This is a genomic window from Streptomyces sp. NPDC001744 (genome assembly GCF_042892575.1).
In the GTDB taxonomy this organism is placed as follows: domain Bacteria; phylum Actinomycetota; class Actinomycetes; order Streptomycetales; family Streptomycetaceae; genus Streptomyces.
On record NZ_JBIAUG010000008.1, the window covers coordinates 55,581 to 72,731 of the forward strand.

17 protein-coding genes and 1 tRNA gene are annotated in these 17,151 nt (G+C 72.6%); 12 read left to right on the forward strand and 6 right to left on the reverse strand.

Annotated elements, in window-relative coordinates; genetic code table 11:
* Window positions 1-112: 112 nt before the first annotated feature.
* A complete protein-coding gene (locus ACFYZY_RS12165) occupies window positions 113-1,843 on the reverse strand; it encodes a potassium/proton antiporter (RefSeq protein WP_388692575.1) in 1,731 nt (576 codons plus the stop codon).
* A 175-nt stretch (window positions 1,844-2,018) separates the two neighbouring features.
* Here ACFYZY_RS12165 and ACFYZY_RS12170 point away from each other — a divergent pair, with 175 nt between their 5' ends.
* On the forward strand, window positions 2,019-4,772 hold the full coding sequence (locus ACFYZY_RS12170) for a penicillin acylase family protein (RefSeq protein WP_388692577.1): 2,754 nt from the start codon (window positions 2,019-2,021) through the stop codon (window positions 4,770-4,772).
* Between the two features lie 27 nt (window positions 4,773-4,799).
* Here ACFYZY_RS12170 and ACFYZY_RS12175 read toward each other — a convergent pair whose 3' ends face one another.
* Window positions 4,800-5,408, reverse strand: coding sequence for a 5-formyltetrahydrofolate cyclo-ligase (locus ACFYZY_RS12175; protein ID WP_388692579.1), 609 nt, complete (start codon window positions 5,406-5,408; stop codon window positions 4,800-4,802).
* A gap of 104 nt (window positions 5,409-5,512) precedes the next feature.
* Between ACFYZY_RS12175 and galU the strand changes: the two genes are divergently transcribed.
* From galU to ACFYZY_RS12210, 7 genes are all read left to right on the forward strand, one after another.
* Window positions 5,513-6,424, forward strand: coding sequence for a UTP--glucose-1-phosphate uridylyltransferase GalU (galU, locus tag ACFYZY_RS12180; RefSeq protein ID WP_388692581.1), 912 nt, complete (start codon window positions 5,513-5,515; stop codon window positions 6,422-6,424).
* Window positions 6,425-6,596: 172 nt separating this feature from the next.
* The gene (glp, locus tag ACFYZY_RS12185) at window positions 6,597-7,865 is read left to right on the forward strand and encodes a gephyrin-like molybdotransferase Glp (RefSeq protein ID WP_388692879.1); all 1,269 of its coding nucleotides are present in this window, start codon (window positions 6,597-6,599) and stop codon (window positions 7,863-7,865) included.
* 57 nt (window positions 7,866-7,922) lie between these two features.
* Entirely contained in the window at window positions 7,923-8,408 is a 486-nt protein-coding gene (gene moaC, locus ACFYZY_RS12190) for a cyclic pyranopterin monophosphate synthase MoaC (RefSeq protein WP_388692583.1), read from the forward strand.
* 74 nt (window positions 8,409-8,482) lie between these two features.
* A complete protein-coding gene (locus tag ACFYZY_RS12195) occupies window positions 8,483-8,971 on the forward strand; it encodes a molybdenum cofactor biosynthesis protein B (protein WP_388692881.1) in 489 nt (162 codons plus the stop codon).
* Window positions 8,968-9,579: a GNAT family N-acetyltransferase gene (locus tag ACFYZY_RS12200; RefSeq protein WP_388692585.1), complete on the forward strand. Its 612-nt coding sequence runs from the start codon at window positions 8,968-8,970 to the stop codon at window positions 9,577-9,579. The genes ACFYZY_RS12195 and ACFYZY_RS12200 overlap by 4 nt, the downstream gene beginning before the upstream one ends.
* Before the next feature lie 137 nt (window positions 9,580-9,716).
* A complete protein-coding gene (gene glpR, locus ACFYZY_RS12205; RefSeq protein WP_388692587.1) occupies window positions 9,717-10,745 on the forward strand; it encodes a gephyrin-like molybdotransferase receptor GlpR in 1,029 nt (342 codons plus the stop codon).
* A 266-nt stretch (window positions 10,746-11,011) separates the two neighbouring features.
* A tRNA-Ala gene (locus tag ACFYZY_RS12210) sits at window positions 11,012-11,085 on the forward strand.
* 181 nt (window positions 11,086-11,266) lie between these two features.
* Here the strand turns inward: ACFYZY_RS12210 and ACFYZY_RS12215 are convergent.
* Both ACFYZY_RS12215 and ACFYZY_RS12220 read right to left on the reverse strand, forming a co-directional pair.
* Window positions 11,267-11,404 carry a hypothetical protein gene (locus tag ACFYZY_RS12215; RefSeq protein ID WP_388692589.1) on the reverse strand — a complete coding sequence of 46 codons (138 nt, stop codon included), beginning with the start codon at window positions 11,402-11,404 and terminating at the stop codon, window positions 11,267-11,269.
* A gap of 4 nt (window positions 11,405-11,408) precedes the next feature.
* On the reverse strand, window positions 11,409-11,888 hold the full coding sequence (locus tag ACFYZY_RS12220; protein ID WP_388692591.1) for a hypothetical protein: 480 nt from the start codon (window positions 11,886-11,888) through the stop codon (window positions 11,409-11,411).
* A gap of 267 nt (window positions 11,889-12,155) precedes the next feature.
* Between ACFYZY_RS12220 and ACFYZY_RS12225 the strand changes: the two genes are divergently transcribed.
* Together ACFYZY_RS12225 and ACFYZY_RS12230 are read left to right on the forward strand one after the other, a co-directional pair.
* The gene (locus tag ACFYZY_RS12225) at window positions 12,156-12,506 is read left to right on the forward strand and encodes a hypothetical protein (RefSeq protein ID WP_388692593.1); all 351 of its coding nucleotides are present in this window, start codon (window positions 12,156-12,158) and stop codon (window positions 12,504-12,506) included.
* A gap of 37 nt (window positions 12,507-12,543) precedes the next feature.
* Window positions 12,544-12,732, forward strand: a complete 189-nt coding sequence (locus ACFYZY_RS12230; RefSeq protein ID WP_388692594.1) for a hypothetical protein — start codon at window positions 12,544-12,546, stop codon at window positions 12,730-12,732.
* 504 nt (window positions 12,733-13,236) lie between these two features.
* Here ACFYZY_RS12230 and ACFYZY_RS12235 read toward each other — a convergent pair.
* Window positions 13,237-13,716: a GNAT family N-acetyltransferase gene (locus ACFYZY_RS12235; protein ID WP_388692596.1), complete on the reverse strand. Its 480-nt coding sequence runs from the start codon at window positions 13,714-13,716 to the stop codon at window positions 13,237-13,239.
* A gap of 50 nt (window positions 13,717-13,766) precedes the next feature.
* Between ACFYZY_RS12235 and ACFYZY_RS12240 the strand changes: the two genes are divergently transcribed.
* Window positions 13,767-14,570, forward strand: coding sequence for an exodeoxyribonuclease III (locus tag ACFYZY_RS12240; RefSeq protein ID WP_388692597.1), 804 nt, complete (start codon window positions 13,767-13,769; stop codon window positions 14,568-14,570).
* 12 nt (window positions 14,571-14,582) lie between these two features.
* Here the strand turns inward: ACFYZY_RS12240 and ACFYZY_RS12245 are convergent, their stop codons facing one another.
* Window positions 14,583-15,203, reverse strand: a complete 621-nt coding sequence (locus ACFYZY_RS12245; RefSeq protein WP_388692883.1) for a MerR family transcriptional regulator — start codon at window positions 15,201-15,203, stop codon at window positions 14,583-14,585.
* Between the two features lie 414 nt (window positions 15,204-15,617).
* On the opposite strand from ACFYZY_RS12245, the gene ACFYZY_RS12250 reads away from it, so the two are divergent.
* Entirely contained in the window at window positions 15,618-17,144 is a 1,527-nt protein-coding gene (locus tag ACFYZY_RS12250; RefSeq protein WP_388692599.1) for a flavin-containing monooxygenase, read from the forward strand.
* The last annotated feature ends 7 nt before the right edge of the window (window positions 17,145-17,151 follow it).

Sequence of the window (17,151 nt, forward strand, 5' to 3'; positions counted from 1 at the left end):
GCGCCAGCTCTGCGTCAGGCAGAGTTGGTTCGATCAGGTGTGCCTTCATGATACAGGGAGGAGCGCCCTCCCGTCTGGGAAAGCGCCCCCGTCCCCGGACGGACGCCTGGCATCAGCCGGCCGTCCCCTTCTGCCGCCGGTCGCGACCGGACCGCCCGGCGTGCTCGGATCGCCCGTCGCGACCGGACCGCCCGGCGTGCCCGGCGTGCCCGGCCCGCTGTTCCTTCTCCGCTCCGTCCGGTTCCTCCGTCCCTTCGGACCGTCCCGGCAGGTGGAACCGCAGGGCCGTGGCCGGAGCCGGGCCGAGCGCCGTCGAGCCGCCCGTCCCCAGCCAGCCCGCGAGCTTGCCGCCCTGGCCGACCGCCCGCAGGCGCCGCTCCGCGGCGTCCCGTACCGGATCGGTGGCCACGACCAGGAGCTCGTCGCCGTGCCGCAGGACGGTCGCGGGTCCCGGCACGAAGCTCTTGCCGTCCCGTACGACGAGGGTGACCGCCGCTCCGGCCGGGAGGCGCAGTTCCGCGACCTCCACGCCGTGCATCCGGGAGCCCTCCGGGACGGCGACGGAGAGCAGGTGGCCGCGCAGCCGCTCCAGGGGGGCGGACTCGACGCCGAGGTCGGCGGCCTCCGCGGAGCTCCCGAGCCTGAGCGCCTTCGCCAGCCAGGGCAGCGTCGGGCCCTGGATGAGGGTGTAGACGACGACGAGGACGAAGACGATGTTGAAGATCCGCTCGCTGCCCTCGATGCCCGCCACCATCGGGATGGTGGCGAGGATGATGGGGACGGCCCCGCGCAGGCCGGCCCAGGACATGAGGGCCTGCTCCTGCCAGGGGATGCGGAACGGCAGCAGGCCGACCAGGACCTCCATGGGCCGCGCGACCATCGTCAGGACCAGGCCGATGACGACGGCGGGCCAGAAGTCGTTGACGAGCTCGTGCGGGGTGACGAGCAGGCCGAGCAGGACGAACATCCCGATCTGGGCGATCCAGCCGAGCCCCTCGGCGAAGCCCCGGTTCGCGGGCGCGTGCGGCAGCTTGGCGTTGCCGAGGACCATCGAGGCCAGGTAGACGGCGAGGAAGCCGGAGCCGTGCGCCATGGAGCCGGCGGCGTACGCGGCGACGGCGATGGCCATGACGGCGATCGGGTAGAGGCCGGAGGCGGGCAGGGCGACGTGCCGCAGCCCGTAGGCGCCGGCGAAGCCGACCGCGAGGCCGACGGCCGCGCCGATGGCGAGTTCGAGGGCGATCTCGCCGAGGAGGACGTACCAGTGGTCGACCGGTCCGGTGGTGGAGAAGGCGACGACGAGGATGACGACGGGGGCGTCGTTGAAGCCGGACTCGGCCTCCAGGACGCCGGTGACCCGTGAGGGCAGGGGCACCTTGCGCAGCACGGAGAAGACCGCGGCGGCGTCGGTGGAGGAGACGACGGCGCCGATGATCAGGGCCTGCCGCCAGTCCAGGCCGACGAGGTAGTGGGCGCCGGCGGCGGTGATGCCGACGCTGACCGCGACGCCGAGGGTGGAGAGGACGACCGCGGCCGGCAGGGCCGGCCTGATCTCCTTCCACTTCGTGCCGAGGCCGCCCTCGGCGAGGATCACGACGAGGGCCGCGTAGCCGATGACCTGCGTCAGTTCGGCGTTGTCGAAGGCGACGTCGCCGATGCCGTCCTGGCCCATGGCGACGCCGATCCCCAGGTACAGCAGGAGGCTGGGGAGGCCGCTGCGGGAGGAGATCCGCACGGCCGCGACGGCGATCAGCAGCACGAGCGAGCCGACGAGCAGGAGTTCGTTGAGCTGGTGGACAGTCAGTGGCCGTTCCTTCCCCTCACATGCAGCTGGACCGTTCATCCAGCGGGCGACACTTCGTTACCTTACCTAATCTTTAACGTTTTCTTGACGCCCGCTCCCCCGTTCCTCGCTCACCAGTACGGTTCTCTTCCTGGCACCGCGTCCAGACCGCCCGGACGCTGCGCCTAAGGTGGCTCCCGTACTCCAGGACCACCCTGCCCCGCGAAGGACAGCGATGCCCTCCCACACGACAGCGCCCCCCGCCAAGAAGAAAGGGCGGCGCGCCCGCCTGCTCCTCCTCGTCCTGGTCCTCGCGCTGGTCGCGGTCGTCTGCGGCGGCGGGTACTGGGGCGTCAGCACCGTCCGGGCCTCGTTCCCGCAGACGGTCGGCGAGATCCGCCTCGACCGGCTCTCGGGCCAGGTGGAGGTGAAGCGGGACGCGCAGGGGGTCCCGCAGATCTACGCCGACAACGAGACGGACCTCTTCCGCGCGCAGGGCTACGTCCAGGCGCAGGACCGGTTCTACGAGATGGACGTCCGCCGGCACGTGACCGCGGGCCGCCTCTCCGAGATGTTCGGCGAGAGCCAGATCGAGACGGACTCCTTCCTGCGCACGCTCGGCTGGCGCCGGGTCGCGCAGCAGGAGTACGACACGGTCCTGTCGGCGGAGACGAAGAAGTACCTCCAGGCGTACGCGGAGGGCGTCAACGCCTACCTGAAGGACCGGGCGCCGAAGGACGTCTCCGTCGAGTACGCGGCCCTGGCCCTCACCAACGACTACGCGATCGAGCCGTGGACGCCGGTCGACTCGGTGGCCTGGCTGAAGGCGATGGCCTGGGACCTGCGCGGCAACATGCAGGACGAGATCGACCGCTCGCTGCTCACCAGCCGGCTGACCCCGGCGCAGATCAAGCAGCTCTACCCGGAGTACCCGTACGCGCTCCACCAGCCGATCGTGGACCGGGGCGGGGTCGGCTCCTCCGGGACGTTCGGGCCCGGGGGAGCCGACGTGAGCACGGGCGAGACCCCGGGCGGTTCCGGCGGGTCCTCCCGTTCCGGAGCCTCCTCGGCCTCCACCGACTCCTCCCGGGGCACGGCGTCCCAGCTCGGCGCGCTCTCCGAGGTCCTGGACGGCATCCCCGCCCTGCTCGGCCCCAACGGCAACGGCATCGGCTCGAACTCCTGGGTCGTCGCCGGGAAGTACACGACCTCCGGCAAGCCGCTGCTGGCCAACGACCCGCACCTCGCGCCCCAGCTGCCGTCCCTCTGGTACCAGATGGGCCTGCACTGCCGCTCGGTCTCGGCCACCTGCCGCTACGACGTCGCCGGGTACACCTTCTCCGGCATGCCCGGTGTGATCATCGGACACAACGACAGGATCGCCTGGGGCCTCACCAACCTCGGCGCCGACGTCACCGACCTCTACCTGGAGAAGATCGGCCCCGACGGCTACCTCGTGGACGGCAAGGTCAAGCCCTTCACGGTCCGCGAGGAGGTCATCAAGGTCGCCGGGGGCAAGGACCGGAAGATCACCGTCCGTTCCACCGGGCACGGCCCTCTCGTCTCCGACCGCTCCTCCGAGCTGGAGACGGTCGGCCAGAAGGCCCCCGTCGGCAACACCGCCCCCGACCGCGGCACCGGCTACGGCGTCTCCCTCCAGTGGACCGCCCTCCGGCCCGGCAGGTCCATGGACGCGATCTTCGCCATCGACCGCGCCAAGGACTTCCCCTCCTTCCGAGCCGCCGCCAGGAACTTCGAGGTCCCGTCCCAGAACCTGATCTACGCCGACACCGAGGGCAACATCGGCTACCAGTCGCCGGGCACGATCCCGCGGCGCGCCAAGGGCGACGGCACGATCCCGGCGCCCGGCTGGGACTCCTCGTACAAGTGGAAGGGATACATCCCCTTCGAGAAGCTGCCCTACGAGTACAACCCGGAGCGCGGCTACATCGTCACCGCCAACCAGGCCGTGATCGACCCGAAGAACTACCCCGACCTGCTCACCAAGGACTGGGGCTACGGCTCGCGCAGCCAGCGGATCAACGACCTCATCGAGTCGAAGACCAAGGACGGCGGCAAGATCTCGCCGGACGACATGCGGACCATGCAGACGGACAACCGCAGCGAGATCGCGACCCTGCTCAACCCGCTCCTGCTCAAGATCGACATCGCCGACCCGCACGTCCGCGAGGCGCAGAAGCTCCTGGAGGGCTGGGACTACACCCAGGAGCCCGACTCGGCCGCCGCCGCCTACTTCAACGCGGTCTGGCGCAACGTCCTCAGGCTCGCCTTCGGCAACAAGCTGCCCAAGGAGCTGCGCCCCGAGGGCGACTGCATCAGCGTGCGCCCGGCCGACGCCACCGGACCGGTCGACGAGCAGAACAAGCTCGTCCGCGAGTGCGGCCAGCGCGACCCCGACTCGGCGCAGCCGGACGGCGGCGACCGCTGGTACGAGGTGGTCCGCCCGCTCCTCAAGCAGGAGAAGAGCGAGTGGTGGACCACCCCCGGCAACCGCACCGACCCGGCCACCGAGACCCGCGACCAGCTGCTCGCCCGTGCCATGAAGGACGCCCGCTGGGAGCTGACCGCCAAGCTCGGCAAGGACGTCTCCACCTGGAGCTGGGGCCGGCTGCACCAGCTGACCCTGAAGAACCAGACCCTCGGCACCGCCGGACCCGGCGTCGTGCAGCGGCTCCTCAACCGCGGCCCGTGGAACCTGGGCGGCGGCGAGGCGGCCGTCGACGCCACCGGCTGGAACGCGGCCGGCGGCTACGAGGTCATCTGGGTGCCGTCGATGCGGATGGTCGTCAACGTCGGCGACTGGGACAAGTCCCGGTGGATCAACCTGACCGGCGCCTCCGGGCACGCCTTCCACACCCACTACACCGACCAGACCGACGCGTGGGCGAGGGGCGAACTCCTCGACTGGGCCTACGGCAGGGCGGCCGTGGACGCGGCGACGAAGGACACGCTGGTCCTCAAGCCGTAGGGCCGGCGGTGAGGGACGTGCCGGCCCTCAGGCCGTAGGACCGGCGGTACGGAAGCGGACGACCCCTTCCGGGGTCACCACCACGTGCACGGGGTGGTCGTGCGGTTCCTCCGGGACCCGGGCGACCACCTCCGCCGCGTGGAGGAGCACCACCAGGGCCGGGTCCTTCCCGGCCCGCGCCAGCCGGGCCAGGACCCGGTCGTACGAGCCGCCGCCCCGTCCGAGCCGCATCCCGCGCGCGTCGACCGCGAGCCCCGGCAGCAGGACGGCGTCGGCCCCGCACACCGCCTCCGGGCCGAGCCGGGGCCCGACCGGTTCGAGGAGCCCCCGGCCCGCCCGCGCCAGCCGGTCCGGACCCTCGTACACGGCCCAGTCCAGGTCGTTGTCGGGGAGCAGGACCGGGAGCAGGACCCGCACCCCCCGCGCGCGGAGCGCGTCGAGCAGCGCGCGCGTGCCCGGCTCGCGGCCCACGGAGACGTAGGCGGCGACGGTGGACGCGTCGGCCAGCTCGGCGAGTTCCAGCCCGCTCCGGGCGAGGGAGGCGGCCGTTTCCGCGAGGGTCTCGGCGTCCAGCGCGGCGCGGGCCGCCAGAAGTCGCGCGCGCAGTACGGCTTTTTCGGACATCTCCGGTGTCATGACGGTCCTCTGTGAATTCACGAAGCGCTCTTAACTGCCTTTATGCGGAGGAAGTTAATCGGAGCCACATCTTTCTCCCATTCCGAGCCGTTAGTGTGCATCGCATGAATCACACGCCCCCCGGGTCCGGCCGGATCAGCAAGGCTGTCATCCCGGCCGCCGGCCTCGGCACCCGCTTCCTCCCGGCGACCAAGGCGACGCCGAAGGAGATGCTGCCGGTCGTCGACAAGCCGGCCATCCAGTACGTCGTCGAGGAGGCCGTCGCGGCCGGCCTCTCCGACGTGCTGATGATCACCGGACGGAACAAGCGTCCCCTGGAGGACCACTTCGACCGGAACTACGAGCTGGAGGAGACCCTCAGCCGGAAGGGCGACGACGACCGCCTCTCCAAGGTCCAGGAGTCCAGCGACCTGGCCACCGTGCACTACGTGCGCCAGGGCGCCCCGAGGGGCCTCGGTCACGCCGTGCTGTGCGCCGCCCCGCACGTCGGGGACCAGCCCTTCGCGGTGCTCCTCGGCGACGACCTGATCGACCCGCGCGACCCGCTGCTCGCGCGGATGGTGGAGGTCCGGGAGCGGGAGGGCGGCAGCGTGATCGCGCTGATGGAGGTCGAGCCCTCGCAGATCCACCAGTACGGCTGCGCGGCGGTCGAGCCGACGGCCGACTCCGACGTGGTGAAGGTGACGGACCTGGTGGAGAAGCCCGGTCCGGGCGAGGCGCCCAGCAACTACGCGATCATCGGCCGCTACGTGCTCGACCCGGCCGTCTTCGGGGTGCTGCGGGAGACCCCGCCGGGGCGGGGCGGCGAGATCCAGCTGACCGACGCCCTCCAGGAACTCGCCTCGGACGGGAGGACCGGCGGGCCGGTGCACGGCGTCGTGTTCAAGGGGCGCCGTTATGACACCGGCGACCGGGGCGACTACCTGCGTGCCATTGTCAGACTCGCGTGCGAACGTGAGGATCTGGGACCGGACTTCCGGGCCTGGCTCCGGAGATACGTCAACGAGGAGATGTAGCGCCTTGAGCAGCAGCACGGCACCGCCGCCGTCCCACGACGGACCCGGGGACCACGGGGACCACGGCTCTCACGGGGGCCGCACCGGGCACGACGGGCACGACGGGCACGACGGGCACGACGGCCCGGGGAAGGGCGGCGCGGCGGACCCCTGCGCGGGCCCGGCCGACGGCCTGTGGACGGTGGACGAGCACCTGGCCGACATCCTCGCGTCCGTCTCCCCGCTCGAACCCATCGAGCTGCAGCTCCTCGACGCGCAGGGCTGCGTCCTGGTCGAGGACGTGACGGTGCCGGTCGAGCTGCCGCCCTTCGACAACAGTTCCATGGACGGGTACGCGGTCCGGGTCGCCGACGTCGCCGGGGCCACCGAGGAGTTCCCCGCCGTCCTCACGGTGATCGGTGACGTCGCGGCCGGCGCGGGCGGCCTGCCCGAGGTCGGCCCCGGCCAGGCGGCCCGGATCATGACCGGCGCCCCGCTGCCGCCCGGCGCCGAGGCCGTCGTCCCCGTCGAATGGACCGACGGCGGTACGGGCGGGGGCGCGGCGACGGGCATGGGCGCCGCGAGCACCGCCCCCGGCGGCGCGTCCGGCGAGGTCCGGGTGCACCGCGCGGCCGGGGCTCGCGCCCACGTCCGCGCGCGCGGCGGCGACGTCCGGAAGGGGGAGCTCGCCCTCGCGGCCGGCACCGTCCTCGGGCCGCCGCAGATCGGCCTCCTCGCCGCGATCGGACGCGGCACGGTCCGGGTCCGCCCCCGCGCCCGGGTCGTCGTGCTCTCCACCGGCAGCGAGCTGGTCCAGCCCGGCGAACCGCTGGGACCGGGGCAGATCCACGACTCCAACAGCTTCGCGCTCGCCGCCGCCGCGCGGGACGCCGGCGCCCTCGCCTACCGGGTGGGGGCCGTCGCCGACGACGCGGAGACGCTGCGCGCCGCCCTCGAGGACCAGCTCATCCGGGCGGACCTGATCGTGACCACGGGCGGGGTGAGCGTCGGCGCGTACGACGTGGTGAAGGAGGCGCTGGCCGCGGACGGCGAGGTCGACTTCCGCAGGCTGGCCATGCAGCCCGGCAAGCCGCAGGGGTTCGGGGCGATCGGCGCCGAGCGGATCCCGCTGCTCGCCCTGCCGGGGAACCCGGTCTCCTCGTACGTCTCCTTCGAGCTGTTCGCCCGCCCCGCGATCCGCGCCCTGATGGGCTTCGAGGACCTCCACCGGCCCCGGGTGCGGGCGGTCCTCGACGCGGACGGGACGCTGAGGTCCCCGGCGGGCCGCCGCCAGTTCCTGCGGGGCGCGTACGACCGGGACACCGGCGCCGTCACCCCCGTGGGCGGCGCCGGCTCCCACCTGGTCGCGGCCCTCGCGCACGCGGACTGCCTGATCGTGGTCCCGGAGGAGACGGAGAGCGTGGAACCGGGCGCCGAGCTGGAGGTGGTCCTCCTCGGCTGAGGGAGTACGGGTGGGGGTACGGTGTCGTCCCACACAGCGACCGGGAGTGTCACGGCCATGAGCACGCAGCAAGGTCTCACCCACATCGACGAGGCGGGGGCGGCCCGCATGGTCGACGTCTCCGCGAAGGAGGTCACGGCCCGCACGGCGCGCGCCAGCGGACGGGTCCTCGTCTCGCCGCGCGTGATCGAGCTGCTGCGCGGCGAGGGCGTACCGAAGGGCGACGCGCTCGCGACCGCCCGGATCGCCGGGATCATGGGCGCGAAGAAGACCCCCGACCTCGTCCCGCTCTGCCACCCGCTCGCCCTCTCGGGCGTGACGCTCGACCTGTCGGTCGCGGACGACGCGGTCGAGATCCTGGCGACCGTGCGGACGACGGACCGCACGGGCGTCGAGATGGAGGCCCTGACGGCGGTCTCGGTGGCGGCCCTGACCGTGGTCGACATGGTGAAGGCGGTCGACAAGGGCGCGGTCATCTCCGACGTGCGGGTGGAGGAGAAGACGGGCGGCCGGTCGGGCCACTGGACGCGGGGCGAGTCGTGACGCGCGCCGGCCGGGTGACGGGGACGCGCGAGCACCCGGAGCCCGCCGGGTTCGCGGCGCCGGGGGAGACCCCGGTGGACGCCTACTCGGCGCTCGTCGTCACCGCCTCCAACCGGGCGGCGGCCGGGGTGTACGAGGACAGGGGCGGTCCGCTGATCGCCGAGGCCCTGGCCGCCCTGCGGTTCACGGTCGAGGGGCCGCGGGTCGTCCCGGACGGGGAGCCCGTCGAGGAGGCGCTCCGGGCGGCCGTCGAGGCCGGGTACGACCTGGTCGTCACCACCGGCGGTACGGGGATCTCCCCGACCGACCTGACCCCGGAGGCGACCCGCCGGGTGCTGGAGCGGGAGATCCCGGGCATTCCGGAGGCGATCCGCGCGTACGGCCGGGAGAAGGTGCCGACGGCGGCGCTCTCCCGGGGCCTCGCCGGAGTCGCCGGCGCCACCCTGATCGTCAACCTCCCCGGGTCCACGGGCGGGGTGCGGGACGGTCTGGCCGTCCTGGAGCCGCTGCTCCGGCACGCCCTCGACCAGATCCGCGGCGGCGACCACCCGAGACCGTCGTGACCCCGTCCTGGCCCGTGGTCCTCGCCGACGGCGACGTCGTCCTGCGCCCGATAAGGATGCGGGACCACGCGGTCTGGCGCGAGGTGAACCGGCGCAACCGCGAGTGGCTGCGGCCGTGGGAGGCGACGGTTCCGCCGCCGCCCCCGGGGAGCCCGCCCGCCCGCCGCCCGACCTACCGTCAGATGGTGCGCCACCTGCGGTCGGAGGCGAACGCGGGCCGGATGCTGCCGTTCGTGATCGAGTACCGGGGGCAGCTCGTCGGCCAGCTGACGGTGGCGGGCATCACCTGGGGCTCCATGTGTTCGGGACACGTGGGGTACTGGGTGGACAGCGCGGTGGCCGGGCGCGGGGTGATGCCGACGGCGGTCGCGCTCGCCGTCGACCACTGCTTCCGCACGGTCGGGATGCACCGCGTGGAGGTGTGCATCCGGCCCGAGAACGGGCCGTCGCGCCGGGTCGTGGAGAAGCTCGGCTTCCGCGAGGAGGGGCTGCGGCCCCGTTATCTCCACATCGACGGCGCGTGGCGGGACCACCTGGTGTTCGCGCTGACCGCGGAAGAGGTCCCGGAAGGACTGCTGAGAAGATGGCGTTCCACAAGAATGAAATAAGTGTTCGAATTAAATCGGCATGTGACGGACCGTCGCCCCGAACAATCACAAAAAATTTCAGTGATATCAGCCAGATCGTGCGACACACCGGGCCAATTGGCCGATGCCTTGGCGTGAACCCCTCTACCGTGTGAATCGTGAGCAGCAGCGGCCTCATCTACGCAGTCATCGTCGGGGCCTGGGCCGCCTACTTGGTGCCGATGTGGCTCCGCAGGCAGGACGAGCTGAACGAAGCCCGTCCGACGGAACGCTTCAGCACCGCCATCCGGCTGCTTTCCGGACGGGCGGGCATGGAGCGCCGGTACGCCAAGGAGCTGAAGGAGCGGGACCGTACGGCGGAGGGTCCGACGCCCGACGTGGACCCGGACGCGGTGACCGAGCATCTGAGCTCGGTCGACGTCCGGGCCTTTTCCGCGCCCGCGACCAGGACCGAGGCGCGCCTGGAACTCCCGGAACCGGCCCCCGCGCCCGCCCCGGCCCGCCCCACCCCCGAGGCCGCCGAGCGCGCCCGCCGGGGCAAGGTCCTCGCCCGGCGCCGCCGGACCACGATCGTCCTCTTCCTCGCCTTCACGCTCGGCGCGGTCGTCGCGGCGGTCGGCGGGGTCCCCTTCCTGTGGGTCCCGGCGGTCCCCGCCCTGCTGCTCAGCGCGTACATCGTCCACCTGCGGACCCAGGAGCGGCGGCGCTTCGTGTACGTGATGGACCGGCGCCGCGCCGAAGCGGCGGCCGCCCGGCTGCGCGAGAGCCGCCGCCCCGCCCCGACGCCCGCGCCGGAGGCCGGGACGACGCCCGCGACGGCCCCGGCGGTCTCCCCGCAGGAGGCCGACCGGCGCGCCCTGGTCGAGCAGACCGACCACGCGGAGTGGGTGGACCAGCAGCGCGAGCGCGGCCCGGCCCGCGGCGACAGCTGGGACCCGGTCCCGGTCCCGCTCCCCACGTACGTCACCGCCCCGGTCGCCCCGCGCGCCACGAGCGGCGTCGACATCACGGACCCGGAGACCTGGAGCGCGGCCCGCTCCTCCACGGCGGCCGACCCGGCTCCCACCCCCTCCCCGGCCCCCCGCCGCCGCGCCGCCCCGCCCCGCCGGGGCCGCGACCAGGGCCGCACCCCCCTCTTCGACCAGTACGCGGACGACGACGACCGCCCCCGGGCCGCCAACGAGTGACGCCGGGGGTCCTCCCACGGGCGGGACCGGGCACCGGCGCAGCGGACCGCTTCGAGCCCCGCCCCCGGCTCGCGTCCCGCCGGCCCCCGGTTCCGCGCGCGACAGGGCGGCGGTGCCGCTCGACGGGCGGTTTCCCGGCCCTCCCCGCCCCCGTCCCGGGGTGTCCCGCCGGGACCGGTCCGGCCTCCGTGGCGCCCTCGACTGACCTGCGGCGGAAGCGATTTTTGTTCTCCCCCACCGGGATGCTAATGTTTCACACGTCGCAAGGGCCTGTGGCGCAGTCTGGTAGCGCACCTCGTTCGCATCGAGGGGGTCTGGGGTTCAAATCCCCACAGGTCCACAGACGACAGTTCTCAAGTAGCTCTTGAGAATCGTCACGAGATCCCGTTCAGCCGAAAGGCCGGACGGGATCTCGGCGTTTGTACGGTGTGTTCGAGGTGATGTCCGAGCGGGGCCGGGCCTGGGGTGCGGGGTGGTTCGAGCGCGGGGGCATGACGGACCGCTTCTCCCGCCCCGCCCGCTCAACCCGCGTCGAAGAGTTCTTCCGCAGCGACGACCCGCAGATCCAGATCCGGTTCGAGCCCGTCGGCTCCATGCCCGTCATGCGGAACAGCGATGAATGGCCGGACGCCAACCGTGGCGTGGGGGGTGATCTCCACGGGATCAGAGTGCGGGCCGATCCTGGACGGCACAGCCCAGCGCGCGGGCCTGCGCAGCCACCGTTTCGAAGTCGGCCGTGGAGGACAACGAGGCCACCGTCCCGTGGCTCAGCGGCGCCCCGGACAGGACGGCCGCTACGGCGTCATGGTCGATGGTCCGCTCGAAGCAGTCCTCGGCAAAGCCGGCGTACGCGTCCGTGCTGCCGTCGGTGAGAAGGGCGAACAGCCAGTCGCTCCCGTCCGACTCGTCGTCGAACGTGACGCGACCGCACTGCCACGCCTCGGCATTCTTCTCGCGCCACACGCAGCCCATCGCGTCGAAGAACTCGTCGAACTGGAACTCCGGTGCCGCCGGATAGTGCGCGAGCGACGGGGGCAGGCCGTCGAGGAGGCCGGGCCAATGCGCGCGGGGCCACTCTCGCCATGGTGTGGCATCGCTCTCGTGATCGAAGTGGGCGGCGAAGGCCCCGATCGGGTGCTCCACGGCACGGCCGTTGGCCGTCCTCGGAACGTGTTGAGCGACGGGCGAGGATCTCGGCGAGGGCTTCGCTCAAGGGTTGACCCGTTAATCCCTGGTCGCGCTGGCGTGGGACCGGCAGGATGTCGGCCATGACCGCGAACCGAAGGGCCGATGCCGCGTAGGCGGCCTGGCGCCCTGCGCGCCCGGCACCATGGTCCTCGCACCGGGGAGGATCCGCCGCCGAGTCGGATCCACGGGCTCTCCGCCCGTACCAGTCTGGCAATACACCGGGTGGAGAGCCTCTCGGGCGACTACGACGTCTTCCCCGGTGCCACGGCTCGCGCACTGCGGCGCTTTCAAGCGTTCCTGTATCCGCCGGGGCGGCGGCCCCTGTATCCCCAGGACGCGCACTGCTCGTGCCGCGTCTGCTCCTTCGACGACGTTCGTCATGCCCGTGACGTGCTCGAAGAAGTTCTGCAAGAGCTGCCCTTCCGGGCCCGCGCCGAGCTGAAACACCGGGTGGCCCACTTGGACGCCGCGTACCTCGACCGCACTCTGCCCGACCCCTTCGCCGAGCGTCGGCAGTGTCGTGCCGACACCTGGTGGCATCACCGTCTCACGGCAGACGGAGAGGCGAGGTGAGCTTCGCTTCCCGATCCGACACCGAGAAGATCACCGTGTGACGGGTGTGGTCACGGTGCTGATCGTCGACGGCGCCCTGGTGCTCGTCCGGTGGCACATCGTGGCCGAGTGGGTGAAGAGCTACCGATACTGCGTCCATCACCAGGTCGTCATCGGGGCCGGCCTCCGCCCGGTCGTCGTGGTCGGCCGGCCGCTCATGCGGAATCACGACGGTTGTGAGGCGTAAACGACGGTGAGCCACAGGAGAATTCCGGCGTCAAAACCGCCGTCGGCGGGCAGCAGGCGCGAGACCGTACTGGTTCAAAGAGGCGGGTGGTCGGCGGATTCGTACGGTGGCGCAGGTGAACGTCGTGTCCCGGAGGTGCTGCCCGGCGCCGACCACCACACGCTCCAGGGCCTCCATCACGGAGCGGTGGTCATGGTGCCCGGGAAACTCGCGCCGAAGCTCGTCGAGTTCCTTCGAGGCTGAGATCGTCCTTGGTCTTCCGGCTTCGAGCGGCGTCCCGAACCCGATCACCCGGGCGGGGGTTCGCCGGACGTGGGGCGGACTTCGTCCGGTCCTGCGCTCCGAACCGGGTGAGAGTCCCGTCCGGTCGCAGGACCGGACGGGACTCCCGCGTTTCCGGGACCGTCCGGGAACGGTGCCCGCGGTCCCCGCCACGGGCGAGGGCCGGGCGCCCGGCCCTCGCCCGTCGGGAAGCCACCCGCCCCGGTGGGGGCGGACGGCCCGTCAGACCAGCGGCTTGGCGTAGCAGAGGCTGTTCTCGTAGTCGCGGTAGTGGCCGAACTTGGCGCAGGGCTCGTAGCCGCTGGAGGTGTAGAGGGCCACGGCCTCCGGCTGGGCGTCGCCGGTCTCCAGGACCATGCGGACGCGGCCGGCGGCGCGGGCGTCGGCTTCGAGGGCCGCGAGGATGCGGCGGGCCAGGCCCAGGCCGCGCGCCTCCGGGACCACGTACATGCGCTTCAGCTCGGCGTCGCCGTCCGAGTAGCCGTGGTCGTTCTCGTCCTGGGTGCGCCAGCCGCCGGTGGCGACGGGCTTGCCCTCCGGGGTGTAGGCGAGCAGGTAGAGGCCGTGCGGCGGGACGAACATCGTGGCGTCCAGCGGTGTGACGTCGCCCTCGTCGCCGTAGCGGAGGGCGTACTCCGCCTGCACCGCGTCGTTGAGCTTCACGGCGTCGGGGTGGTCATAGGGCGTGGGCTGGATGTTCATGCGCATCATCGTACGTGTGTGCGAGTGGTGGTTGTCGGTATTCTCCCGGGATGCTCACCGTCACCAGCGTGAATGTCAACGGCCTCCGCGCCGCCGCCAAGAAGGGCTTCGCCGAGTGGCTGGCCGGGACCTCCGCCGACGTCCTCTGCCTCCAGGAGGTGCGCGCCGAGGAGGCCCAGCTGCCCCCGGAGGTCCGGGCGCCCGAGGGCTGGTTCGCCGTGCACGCGCCCGCCGCCGCCAAGGGGCGCGCCGGAGTCTCCCTCTACACCCGGCGCGAGCCGGACGCGGTGCGGATCGGCTTCGGGTCGGCCGAGTTCGACGGCGCCGGCCGGTATGTCGAGGCCGACCTGCCCGGCGTGACCGTCGCCAGCCTGTACCTGCCCTCCGGGGAGGCCGGGACCGAGCGGCAGGACGAGAAGTACCGCTTCATGGACGAGTTCCTGCCGTACCTGAAGGAGCTGAGGGTCCGGGCCGCCGCCGACGGGCGCGAGGTCGTCGTCTGCGGCGACTGGAACATCGCCCACCGCGAGGCCGACCTCAAGAACTGGAAGGCCAACAAGAAGAACGCCGGCTTCCTGCCCGAGGAGCGGGAGTGGCTGAGCCGCGTCCTCGACGAGGAGGACGGGGGGTACGTGGACGTCGTACGGGCGCTCCACCCCGACCGGGAGGGGCCCTACTCCTGGTGGTCCTACCGGGGGCGCGCCTTCGACAACGACGCCGGCTGGCGCATCGACTACCAGATCGCCACCCCCGGACTCGCCGCCAGGGCCGTGAAGGCGTACGTCGAGCGGGCGGCCACCCATGCCGAGCGGTGGAGCGACCACGCGCCCGTCACCGTCGCCTACGGGGCGTAGGCCCGGGGCGGCTCAGGACTTGTCGCGCAGCCGTCTGTCCAGGGCCAGGGACAGCTCCGCCTCCACCACGCTCTTGGCGAGCGGGCGCAGGCGCCACAGGTCCTCCTCGGCGGCGTGGGCGCGCAGGAGTCCGGTGAAGAGGTCCGCGAGCGCCTCGGCGTGCTCGCGGACCCGGGCGCCCGCTCCGAGGACCTCCGCGAGCGGGACGCCCTCCCGGACGAGGGAGGCCGAGACGTCGAGGAGCCGGCGGCTGACGTGGACGATCTCCTCGCCGTCGGGCACCAGGTAGCCGAGCTCCAGGGCGGCGGCGAAGTTCTCCGGGGTGACCTCGCCCGCGAAGTGGTCCGCCAGCTCCTCGGGGGTGAGCCGGACCGGCTCCTCCTCGCTGGGGGTGTCCAGGGCGAGGACCTCGCGGACGTTCCGGCCGCTCTCGAAGGCGCTGGTGAGGTCGGCGATGCCGTTGAGGGTGTGGCCGCGCTCCAGGAGGGCGGCGATGGTCCGCAGCCGGGCCAGGTGCTGTTCGTCGTACCAGGCGATCCGGCCCTCGCGGCGGGGCGGCGGGATCAGGCCGCGCTCGCGGTAGAAGCGCAGGGTGCGCACCGTGATGCCGGCCGCCGCCGCCAGCTCCTCCACGCGGTACTCGCGCGCGCCGCCGCCACCGGTCGCGGGAGCGGTGCCCCTCGCCGCGCCGCCGGTCGCGGGGCCGCCGCCCCCCGTCGTACCCCTCGCCGCGCCGCCGGTCGCGGGGCCGCCGCCCCCCGTCGTACCCCCCGCCGCGTCGCCCGTCGCGGCACCGGTGCCCGTGCCGCCCGCCGTGCCGCCGTCGTCGGTCGTGCCGCTTCCCGTGCCGCCGTCGTCCGTCGTGCCGCGCCGGCCTCCGTGTGCGCCCGTCCCCGGACCCGCTCCCTCTGCCACGCCCGCCAGCCTATGTTGTACCGCCGGTAACTTTCCCTCGTCGTACCCCTACCGCTCGGTAGGGAGCTGCTCTACAGTCCCCACCATGCCAGTGATTGCTGGCGAGATCGGGCCGGACGCACGGGAGGCGGCATGGCGAAGCACGAGCACGTACGGGTGGCGGTGATCGGATCGGGATTCGGCGGCCTGGGGGCCGCCGTCCGGCTGCGCCGCGAGGGGATCACCGACTTCGTGGTCCTGGAGCGGGCCGACTCCGTGGGCGGCACCTGGCGCGACAACAGCTACCCGGGCTGCGCCTGCGACGTCCCCTCCCACCTCTACTCCTTCTCCTTCGCGCCCAACCCGGACTGGCCGCGCACCTTCTCCGGGCAGCGGCACATCCGCGCGTACCTGGAGCACGTGACGGACACCTTCGGGATCCGGCCCCACCTGCGCCTGAACCACGAGGTGCTGCGGATGGTGTGGGACGCCGAGGCGCTGCGGTGGGAGATCGAGACCTCCTCCGGGGCCTTCAGCGCCGAGGTGGTCGTCTCCGCCACCGGCCCGCTCTCCGACCCCAAGGTCCCCGACATCCCGGGGCTCTCCGACTTCCCCGGCAAGGTCTTCCACTCCGCACGCTGGGACCACGACTACGACCTCACCGGCAAGCGCGTCGCCGTGATCGGCACCGGCGCCTCCGCCATCCAGATCGTGCCCGCGATCCAGCCGAGGGTGAAGAGGCTGACGCTCTTCCAGCGCACGCCCCCGTGGGTCATGCCCCGCATGGACCGGAACATCACCGGCGTCGAGCGCCGGCTGCACCGCGCCCTGCCCCTCACCGCGACCCTGCGCCGCGGCCTGCTCTGGGGCATCCGCGAACTCCAGGTCGGCGCCTTCACCAAGCACCCCGGTGAGCTGGGCCTCGTCGAGAAGCTCGCCAGGGCCAACATCGCCAGGGCCGTCAAGGACCCGGCGCTGCGGGCCAAGCTGACCCCCTCGTACCGCATCGGCTGCAAGCGCATCCTGCTGTCGAACACGTACTACCCGGCGGTCGCGCGGCCCAACGTCGACGTCGTCGCCTCCGGGCTCCGCGAGGTCCGCGGCTCCACCCTGGTCGGCGCCGACGGCACCGAGACCGAGGCCGACGCGATCGTCTTCGGCACCGGCTTCCACGTCACCGACATGCCGATCGCCCCGCGCGTCATCGGCGCCGACGGGCGCTCGCTCGCCGAGGTGTGGAAGGACGGCATGGAGTCGCTGCGCGGCGCCACCGCCGCCGGCTTCCCCAACTGGATGACGATCATCGGCCCCAACACGGGCCTGGGGAACTCCTCGATGATCCTGATGATCGAGTCCCAGCTCAACTACATGGCCGACTACCTGCGTCAGCTCAACGTCCTCGGCGGGCGCGCCGCCCTCGCCGTCCGGCCCTCCGCCGTGAACGCCTGGAACCGCAAGGTGCAGGCCCGGATGGAGCGGACCGTCTGGAAGTCCGGCGGCTGCGAGAGCTGGTACCTCGACGCCAACGGCCGCAACACCACCCTCTGGCCGGGCACCACCGGCGAGTTCCGGCGCGAGACCCGGCGGGTCGACCTCTCCGAGTACGAGGTCCTCCGCGCGCCCCGGTCCGCCCCGGCCTCGACGTCCCGTCCGTCCCGCACGAAGGAGGCCGCGCAGTGAGCCGGCA